The sequence below is a fragment of the Tersicoccus solisilvae genome (assembly GCF_014643255.1).
GTDB lineage: Bacteria > Actinomycetota > Actinomycetes > Actinomycetales > Micrococcaceae > Tersicoccus > Tersicoccus solisilvae.
Window position 1 is genome coordinate 26,168 of record NZ_BMJI01000011.1, and the last position, 15,197, is coordinate 41,364.

The 15,197-nt window shown below is 73.5% G+C and carries 14 protein-coding genes; 8 read left to right on the plus strand and 6 right to left on the minus strand.

The genetic code is table 11. From position 1 onward, the window contains the following. Positions 1-69: 69 nt before the first annotated feature. Both IEX22_RS09745 and ilvA read left to right on the plus strand, forming a co-directional pair. Positions 70-1,407 carry an AI-2E family transporter gene (locus IEX22_RS09745; protein WP_188668158.1) on the plus strand — a complete coding sequence of 446 codons (1,338 nt, stop codon included), beginning with the start codon at positions 70-72 and terminating at the stop codon, positions 1,405-1,407. Beyond that, positions 1,404-2,651, plus strand: coding sequence for a threonine ammonia-lyase (gene ilvA, locus IEX22_RS09750; RefSeq protein ID WP_188668160.1), 1,248 nt, complete (start codon positions 1,404-1,406; stop codon positions 2,649-2,651). Before IEX22_RS09745 ends, ilvA begins: the two co-directional genes overlap by 4 nt. A 106-nt stretch (positions 2,652-2,757) precedes the next feature. Here ilvA and greA read toward each other — a convergent pair whose 3' ends face one another. Then, positions 2,758-3,252 (minus strand): transcription elongation factor GreA, encoded by a 495-nt coding sequence (gene greA, locus IEX22_RS09755; protein WP_188668162.1) that lies wholly within the window; start codon positions 3,250-3,252, stop codon positions 2,758-2,760. Positions 3,253-3,534: 282 nt separating this feature from the next. Beyond that, the gene (locus tag IEX22_RS09760) at positions 3,535-3,948 is read right to left on the minus strand and encodes a DUF4307 domain-containing protein (RefSeq protein WP_188668163.1); all 414 of its coding nucleotides are present in this window, start codon (positions 3,946-3,948) and stop codon (positions 3,535-3,537) included. A 167-nt stretch (positions 3,949-4,115) separates the two neighbouring features. Here IEX22_RS09760 and mca point away from each other — a divergent pair, with 167 nt between their 5' ends. From mca to IEX22_RS09775, 3 genes are all read left to right on the plus strand, one after another. Next, positions 4,116-5,033: a mycothiol conjugate amidase Mca gene (gene mca / locus IEX22_RS09765; RefSeq protein ID WP_188668165.1), complete on the plus strand. Its 918-nt coding sequence runs from the start codon at positions 4,116-4,118 to the stop codon at positions 5,031-5,033. Between the two features lie 93 nt (positions 5,034-5,126). Then, positions 5,127-5,489 carry a hypothetical protein gene (locus IEX22_RS09770; protein WP_188668167.1) on the plus strand — a complete coding sequence of 121 codons (363 nt, stop codon included), beginning with the start codon at positions 5,127-5,129 and terminating at the stop codon, positions 5,487-5,489. After that, entirely contained in the window at positions 5,486-7,627 is a 2,142-nt protein-coding gene (locus IEX22_RS09775) for a thioredoxin domain-containing protein (RefSeq protein ID WP_188668169.1), read from the plus strand. Before IEX22_RS09770 ends, IEX22_RS09775 begins: the two co-directional genes overlap by 4 nt. 44 nt (positions 7,628-7,671) lie before the next feature. Here the strand turns inward: IEX22_RS09775 and trhA are convergent, their stop codons facing one another. Next, positions 7,672-8,454 (minus strand): PAQR family membrane homeostasis protein TrhA, encoded by a 783-nt coding sequence (gene trhA / locus IEX22_RS09780; protein ID WP_438816617.1) that lies wholly within the window; start codon positions 8,452-8,454, stop codon positions 7,672-7,674. Positions 8,455-8,611: 157 nt separating this feature from the next. On the opposite strand from trhA, the gene IEX22_RS09785 reads away from it, so the two are divergent. Beyond that, on the plus strand, positions 8,612-9,394 hold the full coding sequence (locus tag IEX22_RS09785; RefSeq protein WP_188668171.1) for an isoprenyl transferase: 783 nt from the start codon (positions 8,612-8,614) through the stop codon (positions 9,392-9,394). 431 nt (positions 9,395-9,825) lie between these two features. Then, complete coding sequence (gene phoH2 / locus IEX22_RS09790; RefSeq protein WP_229659932.1) at positions 9,826-11,148, plus strand: RNA 5'-3' helicase PhoH2; 1,323 nt, start codon at positions 9,826-9,828, stop codon at positions 11,146-11,148. Between the two features lie 5 nt (positions 11,149-11,153). Here the strand turns inward: phoH2 and IEX22_RS09795 are convergent, their stop codons facing one another. Then, on the minus strand, positions 11,154-11,747 hold the full coding sequence (locus IEX22_RS09795; RefSeq protein WP_229659924.1) for a rhomboid family intramembrane serine protease: 594 nt from the start codon (positions 11,745-11,747) through the stop codon (positions 11,154-11,156). A 62-nt stretch (positions 11,748-11,809) separates the two neighbouring features. Then, complete coding sequence (locus IEX22_RS09800) at positions 11,810-12,571, minus strand: hypothetical protein (protein WP_229659925.1); 762 nt, start codon at positions 12,569-12,571, stop codon at positions 11,810-11,812. 121 nt (positions 12,572-12,692) lie between these two features. Here IEX22_RS09800 and IEX22_RS09805 point away from each other — a divergent pair, with 121 nt between their 5' ends. Then, positions 12,693-13,217, plus strand: a complete 525-nt coding sequence (locus tag IEX22_RS09805) for a prepilin peptidase (RefSeq protein WP_188668175.1) — start codon at positions 12,693-12,695, stop codon at positions 13,215-13,217. Between the two features lie 159 nt (positions 13,218-13,376). Here the strand turns inward: IEX22_RS09805 and IEX22_RS09810 are convergent, their stop codons facing one another. Beyond that, on the minus strand, positions 13,377-15,122 hold the full coding sequence (locus tag IEX22_RS09810; RefSeq protein ID WP_188668176.1) for a pyruvate dehydrogenase: 1,746 nt from the start codon (positions 15,120-15,122) through the stop codon (positions 13,377-13,379). Between the last annotated feature and the right edge of the window lie 75 nt (positions 15,123-15,197).

Consider the following 15,197-nt stretch of genomic DNA (forward strand, 5'->3'; position numbering starts at 1 on the left):
CCCGCGACACCGCCGCCGCCGGGCGTCGTGATTGAGCGATCTGCCTCACGAGGGGCGAAGATGGAGCGCATGGGACTTTTCAGTGGACTCCGCGGCGAGACCCCGGCCACCACGCCCCCCGACCCGTCCTTCCAGCCCGCCAATGACGAGGTGCCCTACGCGCTGCGCATCGGCGCGGCCTGGTCGTGGCGGCTGGGCATGATCGTGCTGGTCGCCTGGGGCCTGTCCTGGGTGGTCGCCTTCTTCAGCGTCCTGATCATCCCGCTGATGATCGCCGCGCTGCTCGCCGGCCTGCTCTCCCCCCTGGTGCGCCTGCTGCACCGCAACAAGGTGCCCAAGGGCCTGGCCGTCGCCATCGTCGAGATCGGGTTCATCGCCATCGTCGCCGGGGCCCTGACGCTCGTCGGCCGGCAGATCGTCTCGGGCATCTCCGATCTGTGGGGCCAGGCGCGCGCCGGTTACGAGCAGCTGATGGCCTGGGTGCAGAACGGCCCGCTGCAGCTCTCCACCGCCGAGATCGACCGGTACGTCCAGCAGGGGGTGGACAGCCTGCAGAACAACAGCGGCACCATCCTCTCGGGCGCCGCGTCCGTGGGCAGCACCGCCGGCCATGTCGCCGCGGGCCTGCTGCTGACCATCTTCTCCCTCATCTTCTTCCTGCTCGACGGCGACCGGATCTGGCGCTTCGTCGTCGGCATGCTGCCCCGCCGTGCCCGTCCCGGTGCCGACGGTGCCGGCCGGCGCGGCTGGCAGTCGATGGTCTCCTGGGTGCGCGTGCAGATCCTCGTCGCCGCCATCGACGCGATCGGCATCGGAGCGGGCGCCCTGATCATCGGCGTGCCGCTGGCCGTCCCGCTGGCCGTCCTGGTCTTCCTCGGCTCGTTCATCCCGATCATCGGCGCCCTGGTGACCGGTAGCGTCGCCGTCCTGCTCGCCCTCGTGGCGCTGGGCCCGGTGCAGGCGGTCATCATGCTCGCCGTGGTCCTGCTCGTGCAGCAGATCGAGGGCCACATCCTGCAGCCGCTGATCATGGGCCGGGCCGTGTCCCTGCACCCGCTGGCCGTGGTCCTCGCCGTCACCGGCGGGTCGATGGTGGCCGGCATCGCCGGGGCCCTGTTCTCCGTGCCGCTGCTCGCCGTCGTCAACACCGTGATCCGCTACCTGGCCGGTCGCCAGTGGGAGACGGATCCGTTGCTGCTCGGCTCCGGCGCGGACGGCTATGGCCGGCACGCCGACGACACCGCCCGACAGCGGGACACCCACACCCGGTCCGGTGCGGACGAGACGACGGCGGCGGTCAACGCGACCGGCTCCGACGCCGCCGACCCGGACCCCGAGCGGGCGGCCCGGCGCGGTGACGAGGACGTCGCGGGTGCCACCGCCAGCGGGGCCAGGGACGACCGATGAGCCGGGCGAGCCTGGCGGACCTGCAGGTCCGGTACGAGGACGTCGTCGCGGCGCGTGAGCTGCAGGCGGGGCTCATCGAGAAGACGCCGATCCAGCATTCGCGGGCGCTCGCCCGGATCACCGGGTCGCCCGTCTACCTCAAGTGCGAGAACCTGCAGCGCGCAGGCTCCTTCAAGGTCCGCGGCGCGTACACCCGGATGGCCCGGCTCGCGCCCGAGGAGCGGGCGCGCGGCGTGGTCGCCGCGTCGGCCGGGAACCACGCCCAGGGCGTGGCCGTCGCGGCCAAGCACCTGGGCATGCGGGCCCGCATCTACATGCCCCTCGGGGTCGCCCTGCCCAAGCTCGCGGCGACGCAGGACCACGGGGCCGAGGTCGTGCTGCACGGCGCCACCGTCGACGAGGCCCTCGCCGAGGCGCAGCGGTACGCCACCGAGACCGGCGCCGTGTTCGTGCACCCCTTCGACAACGTCGACGTCGTCGCCGGTCAGGGCACGGTCGGCCTGGAGATCATCGAACAGGTGCCCGACGTCGAGACCGTGCTGGTGGGCGTCGGCGGCGGCGGGCTGCTCGCGGGCCTCGCCGTCGCCCTCAAGCACGAGGCCGAGCGGGCAGGCCGGCAGATCCGCGTGATCGGCGTGCAGGCCGAGAACGCCGCCGCCTACCCGCCGTCTCTGGCCGCGGACGCGCTGGTGCCGCTCACGAAGGTCTCCACCATCGCCGACGGCATCGCCGTCGGGCAGCCCGGCCAGCTGCCGTTCTCCATCATCAAGGAGCTCGTCGACGACGTCGTCACCGTCAGCGAGGACGCCCTCGCCCGGGCCCTGGTGTTCCTGCTGGAACGCTCGAAGATGGTCGTCGAGCCCGCCGGCGCGGTGGGCGTCGCCGCCCTGATGGAGGGACGCATCGAGAACCCCGGCGTCACGGTGCCGGTCCTCTCGGGCGGCAACATCGACCCGATGCTCATGCTCAAGGTGATCCAGCGCGGGCTCTCGGCGGCCAGCCGCTTCCTGCAGGTGCGGATCATGCTCGACGACCGGCCGGGCTCGCTCGCCACCATCTCGCGGATCATCGCCGAGAACGACGCCAACGTCACCGGCGTGGACCACACCCGCATCGGCGGTTCGATCAGCATGGGCGACGTCGCCATCACCATCTTCATGGAGACGAAGGGCGCCGAGCACGCCGAGCAGATCCTCCAGGCGCTGCGCGACGAGGGCTACGACCCCCAGGTCATCCACAGCTGAGTCCATCCCCGACGGAGCCGGCCGGCGGCATGGCCGGCTCCCCGCGGAAACGGCCGGTCACCCCGTGGGGTGACCGGCCGTTCGCGCGGGTGCTTGCGGCGCGGGCTCAGCCGCTGTACGGCTTCGCCTCGACGATCTCCACGGCGATGTCCTTGCCGTTCGGCGCCGTGTAGTGCGTCGAGTCGCCCTTCTTCAGGCCGAGGATGGCGGCGCCCAGCGGAGACTTCTCGCTGAACACGCTCAGGTCCGTGCCGACGGCGACCTCGCGGCTGCCCAGCAGGAACGTCTCCTCGTCCCCGGCGATCAGCGCGGTGACGACCATGCCGGACTCGACGATGCCGTCGTCGGCCGGGGCCTCGCCCACGTGCGCGTTCTTCAGCAGCTCGGTGAGCTGCCGGATCCGGGCCTCCGCCTTGCCCTGCTCCTCCTTGGCCGCGTGGTAGCCGCCGTTCTCCTTCAGGTCGCCCTCCGACCGGGCCGCCTCGATGCGGGCCACGATGTCGGCGCGGCCGGGGCCGGAGAGGTGCTCCAGCTCGGCCTGCAGGCGGTCATAGGCGTCCTGGGTCAGCCAGGGGGACGAGGCGGCGCTGTTGGTGGTCACGCGATACTCCTTGTCGTGCGGGTGGCCGTCGGCCGGTCGGTCCGGCCGGTGCGGTGTCGCTTCGCCTGTCCGGTCGTGCGATCCGACCGGCGGGACGGACCGGTGCCGGACCCCCAAAAAAGGAACCCCGCCGGTGTCGGTCACGACCGTCACCTTCACCAGCGGGGCGAAGCGTATTCCGTCCAGTCTAGCGAGCCGGGGCGCGGAACGAGGCATCGACGGTCCGACCGGGTGGACGCGCGTCGGCCGCGACGGCGGGCGGGGATGGGGAACCGGCGGCCCTCAGGGCAGCGGCCAGCAGCGGTTCACGCCACCGTTGACGGCGAGGGACGTCGTGCGCATCGGCACGCGGTGGGCGCTGCCACCGTCATCCGTGCCGGTGACGTCGATCTCCGTGTAGCCGACCACCGTGAACCGCTCGTCCAGCGCCTGGACCCCGCACCGACCGCGCTGCCCCTCGGGGACGACGACGTCGACGTCGACGACGATGGACGACGGGTCCCGCACGTCGAAGCCGACGTCCTTGGAGGAGATGGTGGGCCGGTTGACCACCAGGGCGACCAGGGCGGTCGCGGCCACCGCCAGGACGAGGGCGACGACGACGAGCAGCCGCCGGCCGCGGCGGTCCAGCCGCCGCTTGGGCGCTCCGTAGCGAGTGACTAAGGTGGGACTGGTCATCGACTCGGGGGTGCTCACGTGGGCGCTCTCACTTCGCGGTCACGGGTGGTGGATCGTCCCGCCCGACCCGTGCCGGCGGCACGGGACGGCCACGACGGGCTCCGTCCAGCCTATCCCGGCCGCGGCGCTCGACCGGCCGCCGTGGTGACACCGCCGCCCCGTCCCGACCTGTGCAGGAGTGCTTCGTGCCCGAATCCGTTCCCCCCGGCTCGCTGCGGCTGCTCGCCGTGCACGCCCACCCGGACGACGAGTCCAGCAAGGGTGCCGCCACCATGGCGAAGTACGTGCACGCCGGGGTCGAGGTGATGGTCGCCACCTGCACGGGCGGCGAGCAGGGGTCGATCCTCAACTCGGCGCTGGCGTCCGAGCCGCGTGCGCACCGCGACCTGCCGGGGCTGCGCCGGGAGGAGATGGCGAATGCGGCCGCGGCCCTGGGCATCTCCCAGCAGTGGCTGGGCTTCGCCGACTCCGGGCTGCCGGAGGGGGACCCGCCGCCGGACCTGCACGAGCACAGCTTCGCGATGATGCCGCTCGAGCGGGCCGCCGCCCCGCTGGTGCGGCTCGTCCGGCGCTTCCGGCCGCACGTCGTCCTCGCCTACGACGAGAACGGCGGCTACCCCCACCCCGACCACATCATGGCGCACCGGGTGGCGGTCGAGGCCTACCACGCGGCCGCGGACCCGGACCGGTATCCCGGCACCGGGGCGCCGTGGGCGCCGTCGAAGCTGTACTACGACCACGCCTTCAACCCCGCTCGCTTCCGGGCGCTGCACGACGCGATGGAGCAGCAGGGCATCGAGTCGCCCTTCGCCGAGTGGATCGCCAAGCGCATGCAGACCGACGCCGAGGGGAACCCGCCGCCGGGGCTCACCCACGAGACCACGACGCGGATCGAGTGCGCCGACTGGTTCGAGACCCGTGACGCCGCGCTGAGGTCGCACCGGTCGCAGGTCGCCCCGGACGGGTTCTTCTTCGCCGTGGGCCTGGACCTGCAGCGTGAGGTGTGGCCGTGGGAGGAGTACACCCTCATCGACGCCCGGGTGCCCACCGAGCTGCCCGAGACCGACCTGTTCGCGGGGGTCGAACCCGACCCGGCGGCCTGATCCCGGGCCACTACGATGGAGGGACGGCCCGCCGGGCGGGCCGTCCGTCCGTGACCCGCCGCTTCTCGCGGGTCCGCAGAGAAGAAAGCCCCCATGCTCCTCAGCCTCGTCCTGGCCACCACGCCCAGCCCCACGCCCACCCCGTCGAACGGCGGGCTCAAGCCGGGGCTGTCGTTCGAGCAGGTGACCCCGGGGACGCTGGGGTTCCTCGCGACCTTCGCCCTCGCCGTGGCCGGGCTGCTGCTGATCCGGTCCATGAACAAACGGCTGCGGCGGATCCGGCACCGGGCCATGCTCGAGGAGCGCGCCGCCGCCGAACGCGGTGAAGGGGGCGCCGACGGCGGGTCCGGTCCCGGCGACGGCCCGGACGTCGGCCCCGACGGGGGTCCGGCGGACGGTGACGGATGGCGCGACACCGGACCGGTGACCGGTCAGCCGGGGCGGACACGCCGGTGAACCGGCTGGCCGACAGCGCGTCGACCTACCTGCGCCAGCACGCCGACAACCCCGTCGACTGGTGGCCGTGGGGGCCCGAGGCGTTCGCCGCGGCCGCCGAGCGGGACGTCCCCGTGCTGGTCTCGATCGGCTACGCCGCGTGCCACTGGTGCCACGTGATGGCCGCCGAGTCCTTCTCCGACGCCGCGGTGGCGGCGTACCTGAACGCCAACTTCGTCGCCGTCAAGGTGGACCGCGAGGAGCACCCGGACGTCGACGCCATGTACATGGCCGCCACCCAGGCCCTCACCGGCGAGGGCGGCTGGCCCATGACCGTCTTCACCGACGCCGACGGCCGCTGCTTCTACGCCGGCACCTACTTCCCGCCCCGGCCGGTCGCCGGCCGCCCGTCGTTCGGCCAGCTGCTCGTCGCCGTCCAGGAGGCCTGGGCCCAGCGGCGCTCCGAACTGGAGACGACCGCTCAGTCGCTCGCCACCAGCCTCGGCCGGGCGCAGGCGCTGAACCGGGATCTGATCGGCCAGCTCTCCGTCACCGGCGAGCCGACGACGGCCACCGGCTCGCTGCTGCGGCCCGGCGTCCTCGCGGAGGCCGTCGAGGCGCTCGCCGCCACGGAGGACACCGAGCACGGCGGCTTCGGGGGCGCCCCCAAGTTCCCCGGCTCGCCGCTGCTCTCCTTCCTCGCCCGCTACGCCTCCACGGGGGCGCGCGGGGACGACGCGGCGGCCGTCGAGACCGCCGAGGACCTGCTGGCTCGCACCCTCACGGCAATGGCCTCATCCGCCCTCTACGACCAGCTCGACGGCGGCTTCGCCCGCTACTCGGTGACGGCCGACTGGTCCCTGCCCCACTTCGAGAAGATGCTCTACGACAACGCCCAGCTGCTGCAGGTCTACCTGCAGTGGTCCCGGCTCGGCGCCCGACACCGGCACGAGGGCTACCTCGGCGCCCGGATCGCCACCGAGACCGGGGAGTGGATGATCCGGGAGCTGGGCCTGCCCGACGGCGGGTTCGCGTCCTCCCTCGACGCCGACACGGAGCTCGCGGGCGACCACTTCGAGGGGCTCACCTACGTCTGGACGCCCGCGCAGCTGGCCGAGGTGGTCGGCGACGACGCGCAGGACGTGGCGGTGCTGATGAACGTCGGCACCGGACCGCAGCCCACCGAGTACGGCTGGCCCCTGCACCCCCGGCTCGAGCTCAATCGCGAGGAGTGGGCCCTGTTCGAGGGGGTGCGCCCCGCACTGCGACGTGCCCGCCGGGCGCGGCCCCAGCCGGGCCGTGACGAGAAGGTCGTGGCCGGGTGGAACGGGATGGCCATCGCGGCGCTCAGCGAGGCCTCTCTCGCCCTGGACCGGCCGGACTTCGCCGCTGCTGCCGTCGCGGCGGCGGAGCACCTGTGGCGGGTGCACGTGCACGAGACGGACGGCGCGCTCGTCCTGCACCGGATGTCCGCCGCGGGCACCGTGCGGGTGGGGGAGGGGCAGCTGGAGGACTACGCCCACTGCGTCACCGGGTTCCTCACCCTGTTCTCCGCGACCGGCGACGAGCGCTGGTACGAGCGGGCGACGCGCCTGCTGGACACGGCGCTCGACCGGTTCGTCGTCGCCGGCTCCCTGCAGGACGTCCCGGCCGGCCGGGAGGGCGCAGCGTCCGGTCCCGCCGCCCTGGCGGGCGAGGCGCCGGTCGACCCGCTCGACGACGCCGTGCCGAGCGGAACCGCCGCCCTGGCCCTGGCCTGCACGTTGGCCTCGGCGTACTCGGGGTCGATCGAGCACCGCTCCGTCGCCGAACAACTGATCGGCTACGTCGGCCGGCTGGCGACCCAGGCCCCGCAGGTGGTCGGCGCCGGCCTGGCCGCGGCCACCGTGCTGCTCGCCGGGCCCACGCAGATCGCCGTCGTCGGTCAGGACTCGGTGATGCGCTCCGCGCTGCGGAAGGTCGCCGCCGTCCACCCGGCACCGGCGCTCGTGCTCGCCGTGGGGGACGGCACGACGTCGGCCCGGGCGAGCCGGGTGCCGCTGCTGCGCGGCCGGCCCACCGGCCCCGGCGGCGTCGCCCGCGCCTACGTGTGCCGGGCGATGGTGTGCGACCTGCCGGTGGGGACCGAGGCGCAGCTGCGAGCGCAGCTGGACCGGTGACCGACCGGTTGCGGGCCCAGCCGGACGGCTGACCCGCTCGCCCGTCAGCGGCTGGCGAGCACCGCCATCATGATGCCGACGAAATGGCAGGTGAAGCCGACGACCGTCAGCACGTGGAACACCTCGTGGAACCCGAACCAGTCACGGCTGAAGTTCGGCCGCTTGAACCCGTAGCACACGGCCCCGACGATGTAGGCGATCCCGCCCACGGCGATGAGGATCGTGACCGCGGGGTTGATCGCCCAGAACTCGCCCAGGTAGAGCACCGCCACGAGGCCGAGCAGGACGTAGATCGGCACGTACAGCCAGCGCGGCGCGTGGGTCCACACCACCCGGAAGATCACGCCGGCCACGGCGAGGGTCCAGATCACCCCCAGCAGCACCGCGCCACGATCGGGGCGGAGCAGCGTCACGGCGATCGGGGTGTACGTGCCGGCGATGACGAGCGAGATGTTCGCATGGTCCAGCCGCTTGAGCAGCAGCCTCGTCCGCGGCGCCCAGTTGCCCCGGTGGTAGGTGGCGCTGGTGCCGAACAGCAGCACACCGGTCAACGCGAACACCGCCGACGCCCACCGGGTCGCCGCGGTCGGGGCGAGCGCGATCAGCACGATGCCGGCGGCCAGGGCCAGCGGGGTCATGCCCAGGTGGATCCAGCCGCGCAACCGGGGCTTCTCGAGCAACCCGGCGACCGTGTCCACGGCGGCGTCCACGGGCGACGACGGCGGGGCTCCCTCGCCCGCGGGACGGCGCGCCGGGCGGGCACCACCGGACGACCCGCGCGCGGCGGAACCGGGAAGCGGGGCGGGGGTCACCGAGTGGGAAGGCACGGGCACATGCTAACGGGGCGGGCTGGGCACCACCCCCACGCGCCCGTCCGCGGTGGCCGGCGCGCTGCGCGATAGTGTGAACGGGTTCGCCGACCCCGCCGCGGGCGGGTGGCGAGGCGAACGGATCAGCAGCGGCCGGGTGGAGGAGGAGGACCCGTTGAGCAGAGCGGACGAGCGGCCGGCGCGGCGGACCCCGCTCTACGACCTCTACGAGCAGCGGCTCGCGCGGCAGGTGATGCGGTCGCCGCTGCCGGAGCACATCGGCGTCATGGTCGACGGCAACCGGCGCTGGGCGGCCCTGGCCGGGGCCCCCACCAAGCACGGCCACCAGGCCGGCGCGGACAAGATCCACCAGTTCCTCCGGTGGTGCTCCGAGCTCGGGATCAAGGTCGTCACCCTGTACATGCTCTCCACGGACAACCTCACCCGCGACAGTGCGGAACTGGACGACCTGCTCGCCATCATCGGCAACACGCTGGACCGGATCGCCGAGGACCCGACCGTGCGGGTGCACCCGGTGGGCGCCCCCGACGTGCTCCCGGCCGACCTCGCGGCACGGCTGCGGGCCCTCGCGGAGCGGACCGGCGCCGCCGACGGCCTGCACGTGAACGTCGCCGTCGGGTACGGCGGCCGGCGGGAGATCGTCGACGCGGTCAGCGAGCTGCTCCGGGACGCCGCGGCGGCGGGCAAGGACCTGACCGGCGTGGCCGAGGAGCTGTCCGTCGAGCAGATCTCCGCCTACCTGTACACCCGGGGTCAGCCCGACCCGGATCTGGTGATCCGTACCTCGGGGGAGCAGCGCCTCTCCGGGTTCCTGATGTGGCAGAGCGCCTACAGCGAGTTCTACTTCTGCGAGGCCCTGTGGCCGGACTTCCGGCGCATCGACTTCCTCCGCGCGCTGCGCGACTACGCCCGCCGGCAGCGCCGCTTCGGCTCCTGACGGGCGGGCACCGGCGCCGTGCGCGGCCGACCGTCGTGTTCACCGGTCGTTCACGCGCGGCTCACGGCGTGGCTTCCCGGCGCGGCGACGCCGAGGCCTAGATTCGGTGCATCGGGCGGCACGACCGCCGCCCGGTGCGGGAGGCTCACGATGACGCAACGCATCCTCGGACCCGGTCCGGGCCGGCGGGACACCGTCCCGGCGCGACCCGACGGATCCGCGGCCGGCGTCGCGCCTGGACGGGGGCCGACCCGGCTCCCGGGCGTCCCGGATCCGATCTGACGAGCGATCCGGGTCGCGGTCGTGGCCCGGGGCGGGAGCGAATCGTGGCAACATCGCAGTCACCAGCGCAGGAGTCGACCACCTCGCGGGAGGAGACGCCCGGCGCCCGGGACCACCGTCCGGCGCGCACGTCGCGCGGCAACCGGCCGCTGGAGAACCAGCCCGATGCGGCGGTGCGCTGCATCGTCATCGACACGTCCGTGCTGCTCTCGGACCCGCGCGCCATCTACAGCTTCGCGGAGCACGACGTCGTGCTCCCCGTCGTCGTCATCAGCGAACTGGAGAAGAAGCGGCACGATCCCGAGCTGGGCTGGTTCGCCCGGAAGGCCCTGCGCCTGCTGGACGACCTGCGGATCGCGCACGGCACCCTGAACGAGCCCGTGCGTCTGGGCGACGAGGGCGGCACCCTGCGGGTCGAGCTGAACCACATCTCCGCCGAGGTGCTGCCGGCCGGGTTCCGGCTCGGTGACAACGACACGCGGATCCTCGCCGTCGCCCGCAACCTCGCCGACGAGGGGCACAACGTCACCGTCGTCTCGAAGGACCTGCCGATGCGGGTCAAGGCGTCCGCGATCGGGCTGGCCGCCGAGGAGTACCTGCACGAGCAGTCCAAGGACTCGGGCTGGACCGGGCTGGCCGAGGTGGCGCTGGACGAGACGCAGATGGCGGCGCTGTACGACCACGAGCCGGTGGCCCTGGACGCCGACCCGACCACCGGGGCGCCGCTCCCGGTCAACACCACCCTCGTCCTCACCTCCGCCCGCGGGTCCGCGCTCGGCCGGGTCCATGCCGACGGGACCGCGCGGCTGGTCCGCGGGGACCGGGACGTGTTCGGTCTGCACGGGCGCTCCGCCGAGCAGCGGCTGGCGATCGATCTGCTGCTCGACGAGACCGTCGGCATCGTCTCCCTCGGCGGTCGCGCCGGCACCGGCAAGTCCGCGCTCGCCCTGTGCGCCGGGCTGGAGGCGGTGCTGGAGCGCCGGGCCCACCGCAAGGTGGTCGTGTTCCGGCCGCTGTTCGCCGTCGGCGGCCAGGAGCTCGGCTACCTGCCCGGCTCCGAGCAGGAGAAGATGGGCCCCTGGGCGCAGGCGGTGTTCGACACGCTCGGCGCCCTCGTCTCCCAGGAGGTCGTCGAGGAGGTCATCGACCGGGGGATGCTCGAGGTGCTGCCCCTGACGCACATCCGCGGCCGGTCCCTGCACGACGCGTTCGTCATCGTCGACGAGGCCCAGTCGCTGGAGAAGAACGTGCTGCTGACCGTGCTGTCCCGGATCGGGCAGAACTCGAAGGTGGTGCTCACGCACGACATCGCGCAGCGGGACAATCTGCGGGTGGGCCGACACGACGGCATCGCCGCCGTCGTCGAGTCCCTCAAGGGGCACCCGCTGTTCGGGCACATCACCCTGACCCGGTCCGAGCGGTCCCCGATCGCGGCGCTGGTCACGGAGCTCCTGGAGGGCATCGATCGGTAGCCCTCTCAGTGCGGTGCACCCGGGGCCCGCCGGCGGGCCAGGGCCAGCCCGACGACGACGCCCGCGACGGCGCCGCACAGGTGCCCCTGCCACGAGACGAACGGGTTGAGCGGAAGGATGCCCGCTGCGAGCCCGCCGTAGAGCAGCACGACGACGAGCGCGGCCAGCGCCGCGCCGACCCGTCGGGCCGCCAGCCCGTAGGCCACCAGGAACGCCGCGAAGCCGTAGACGACGCCGCTCGCGCCCACGTGCACGCTGCCCGCGCCGCCGATCAGCCAGGTGCCGAGGCCGCCGAGCACGGTGACGCCGGCGAACACCGTCCAGAATCGCCCGCTGACCAGCCCGACGAGCACACCGAGGACGAGGAACGCGCCGCTGTTCGCGAGCAGGTGCGCGAAGCCCAGGTGCAGGAACGGCGCGGTCAGCACCCCCCACAGGCCGTCCAGCTGCCGGGGCCGGATGCCGAAGGCGTCGAGGCGCAGCGGCAGCAGCAGGTCCCCGATCTCGATCACCCACATGAGGGCGACGAGGAGCACCGGCGGGAGCAGCACGCGGCCGGTGTGCCGACGCAGCTCCTCGCGCAGGGTCGGCTCGGTCACGGGGCCGCCGGCACGGTGCGGGCCCGGGGTGACCGGCCCGCGCCGCACCGGCCGGCGGTCGCTCACGACGGACCGCCGAGGAACTCGTCGTCGCCCGCGTACTCGTCCGTGCCGAGGATCCGCAGCCACAGCGACGGGCCGGCGTCGTCGTCCTCGGGCTCGACCAGCACGCACACCCCGGTGGCGGCGTCGACTCGGACCGTGCTGCGGCCCGGGCCCAGCAGGGCGGCGGCCGGGTCCGCGACCCGGTACGCATGCCCGGGGGAGACGACGGCCTCCAGCGCCGTCCTGCCCTCGTGGGCGACCTCACGCAGGGCGTGCACGGTGACCGGCTCGGCGTGGGGCAGCTCCGCCGCCGCCGGGGCGTTGCCGGCCAGCTGGGCGGGATCCAGGGCGGAGGCCAGCCGCGGGTCGTCGGACCAGGCCTCCCCGTAGGCGGCCTCCGGGCGGCGGCGTACCAGGCCATCCGGGTCGCGCATCGGGGTGACCAGGTGCGGTGACATCAGCCAGGACGAGCGCCGGGCCGGGGTGGCGTAGCTGCCCGTGCCCGGCCGGGCCGACGTGGCGGCGTACAGCAGCTCGCCGGTCGCGGAGACGACCCGCAGCGCCAGCGGCCGGCGGACCAGCACCTCGACGGGTTCCGCGCCGGCGCGCAGAGCCGCCCGGAACCGCAGCGTCCGCCAGCGCCACGGCGAGGAGCGGCACAACCGCCGGAAGCGGGCGGCGGCCACCGGATCGACATGGCCCGGGTCGATGGGGCCGGGAACGGGACGGTCCGGGCGGGGCTGGTCCGGCGACGGTTCCCGGGACGGGGGGACGGACATGAGCGCAGTCTAGCCAGCCGACCGCTGTCCACACCCGGAGCCCGTCCCCGCCGGCGGCCGCGGCCGACCGGTAGGCTGCGCGTCATGTCGGGGGAGACGACGATCGGTCCACGGGGGAATCGTGCCGGGCCGGCTGGCTGAGCTGACGGCCGCGCACGCGTTCGCGGGCCTGCTCGCGGCGCTGGCCTGCGCCGGGCTCGTGGCGCTCGGGGCGGTGCTGACGGTGATCGACGTGCGCCGGCATCGACTACCGGACCGGCTCGTGCTGCCGGGCACGGCGGTGTCGGCGCTGCTGTGGGTGGCCGCGTTCGCCGTCGCCGGCCCGGCCGCCGGCGGAACCGCCGGGATCGTCCGCACCCTGGCCGGCGGCGTCGTGCTGTTCGGCGGCTACCTGCTGCTGCGCATCATCCACCCGCCGGGCATGGGCTTCGGTGACGTCAAACTCGCCGGGCTGCTCGGCCTGCACCTGGGGGCGGCCGGATGGGCGCACGTCGCCGCCGGCACCGTCCTCGCCTTCCTGCTCGGCGGGCTCGTGGGCGCGGCACTACTGCTGGCCCGGCGCGTGCGCTGGCGCTCGGCCATCCCCTTCGGGCCGTTCATGCTCGCCGGTGCCGTCGTCGCGCTCGTCCTCGTCCCCGCCGCCTGATCCCCGCCGGGGTCCACCCCGCCTGATCCCCGCAGGGTCCACCCCGCCAGGGTTCACCCCGCCAGGTCGTCAATAGATGCACACCCGGCCCCGGATTCGGGGCCGGATGGAGCATCTATTGACGACCTGGCGGGAGGGGGAGGGGGAGGGGGGCCGGGGTCAGCGGGGGAGGTTGCGCAGGTTGGACCGGGCCATGCTCACGGCCTCGCCGGCGCCCCGGTTGAGCACCACCTTGCTGATCGCCGTCGCGAAACCGAACACCTGCTCGGAGGTGATCTTCGGCGGGATGGACAGGGCGTTGGGGTCGGTGGCGATATCGATCAGCGCCGGGCCGTCGTGGGCGAACGCCTCGCGGTAGGCGCTCTCGATGTCCTTCGGGTCCTCCACCCGGGCGGTGTGGAACCCGAGGCTCGCCGCGAGGGCCGCGAAGTCGACCATCGGGACGTCCACCCCGAAATCGGGCAGTCCGTCGACGAGCATCTCCAGCTTGACCATGCCGAGCGTCGAGTTGTTGAACACGACGATCTTCACCGGCAGTCGGTACGCGGCCACGGTGATCAACTCGCCGAGCAGCATGGACAGCCCGCCGTCGCCGGCGACCGCGATCACCTGCCGGTCCGGGAACGCGACCTGCGCGCCGACCGCGTGCGGGAGGGCGTTGGCCATGGACCCGTGCAGGTAGGAGCCGATCAGCCGACGCGTGCCCAGCGGGTTGATGTAACGCGCGGTCCAGACGTTGCACATCCCGGTGTCGGCGGTGAAGATCGCGTCGTCGTCGGCCACCTGGTCGAGGATCGACGCCGCGTACTCCGGGTGGATCGGCACCAGCCGGTCCGCTCGCCGGGTGTAGGCGCCGACGGCCTTGTTCATCAGCTTGTCGTGCCGCTTCAGCGTGGCGTCGAGGAACCGGCTGGACGTCTTCGCCTGCACCAGCGGCAGCAGCGCCTCCAGGGTGGGCAGGACGTCGGCGTGGACGGCGACGTCGACGTCGGTGCGCCGGCCGATGTGCTGCGCCGCCCGGTCCACCTGCGCCGTCCTCGTGTCGGGCAGGAACTGGTCGTACGGGAAGTCGGTGCCCAGCAGGATCAGCAGGTCCGCGTCGTGGATGCCCTCCGCGGCGGCGCCGTACCCGAGCAGCCCGGTCATGCCCACGTCGAACGGGTTGTTGTACTGGATGAAGTCCTTGCCGCGCAGGGAGTGCCCGATCGGGGCCTGCAGTTTCGCGGCCAGGTCGATGACGGCGTCGTGCGCACCGGCGACGCCGGCGCCGGCGAAGATGGCGACCTTGTCCGCCGCGTCGATCGCGGCGGCCAGCGCGTGCAGGCTCTCCGGGTCGGGGTAGAGGACGCCGGGCGTGAAGGTCGCGGGGGCGGGCGCCTTCGCGGTGACCGTCTCGTCCGCGATGTCCCCGGGCAGGGTGATGACGGAGACGCCGCGCAGGGCGAGGGCATGCTGGATGGCGGCGTGCACGACCCGCGGGGACTGCACCGGCGTCGAGATCATCTCGCTGTACACGCTGCACTCGGTGAACAGCCGGTCGGGGTGGGTCTCCTGGAAGAACCCGCTGCCGATCTGGGAGCTGGGGATGTGCGAGGCGATGGCCAGCACGGGAGCACCGGACCGGTTCGCGTCGTAGAGACCGTTGATCAGGTGCAGGTTGCCGGGGCCGCAGGAGCCGGCGCACACCGCCAGCCGGCCCGTCAGCTGGGCGTCGGCGGCGGCGGCGAACGCGGCGGCCTCCTCGTGCCGCACGTGCACCCAGTCGATGCCCCCCTTCGCCGAGCCGCCGCTGGCGCGCACCGCGTCGACGATCGGGTTGAGGCTGTCCCCGACGATGCCGTAGATCCGGCGGACACCGGCCTCGATGAGTTGCTCGACGATCTGCTCGGCCAGCTTCTGGGCCATGGCGGTTCCTTCCGGTCGTGCGACGGGCGATCTCCGCTGCCAGTCTGGCACCGACGCCGGGCCGGCGGTATGCCG

What these genes read in the sequence shown, in the direction of transcription:
- IEX22_RS09745 (WP_188668158.1), top strand. Translation starts at nt 70, where the DNA reads ATGGGACTTTTCAGTGGACTCCGCGGCGAGACCCCGGCCACCACGCCC.
- ilvA (WP_188668160.1), top strand. Translation starts at nt 1,404, where the DNA reads ATGAGCCGGGCGAGCCTGGCGGACCTGCAGGTCCGGTACGAGGACGTC.
- IEX22_RS09770 (WP_188668167.1), top strand. Translation starts at nt 5,127, where the DNA reads ATGCTCCTCAGCCTCGTCCTGGCCACCACGCCCAGCCCCACGCCCACC.
- IEX22_RS09800 (WP_229659925.1), bottom strand. Translation starts at nt 12,571, where the DNA reads ATGTCCGTCCCCCCGTCCCGGGAACCGTCGCCGGACCAGCCCCGCCCG.
- IEX22_RS09810 (WP_188668176.1), bottom strand. Translation starts at nt 15,122, where the DNA reads ATGGCCCAGAAGCTGGCCGAGCAGATCGTCGAGCAACTCATCGAGGCC.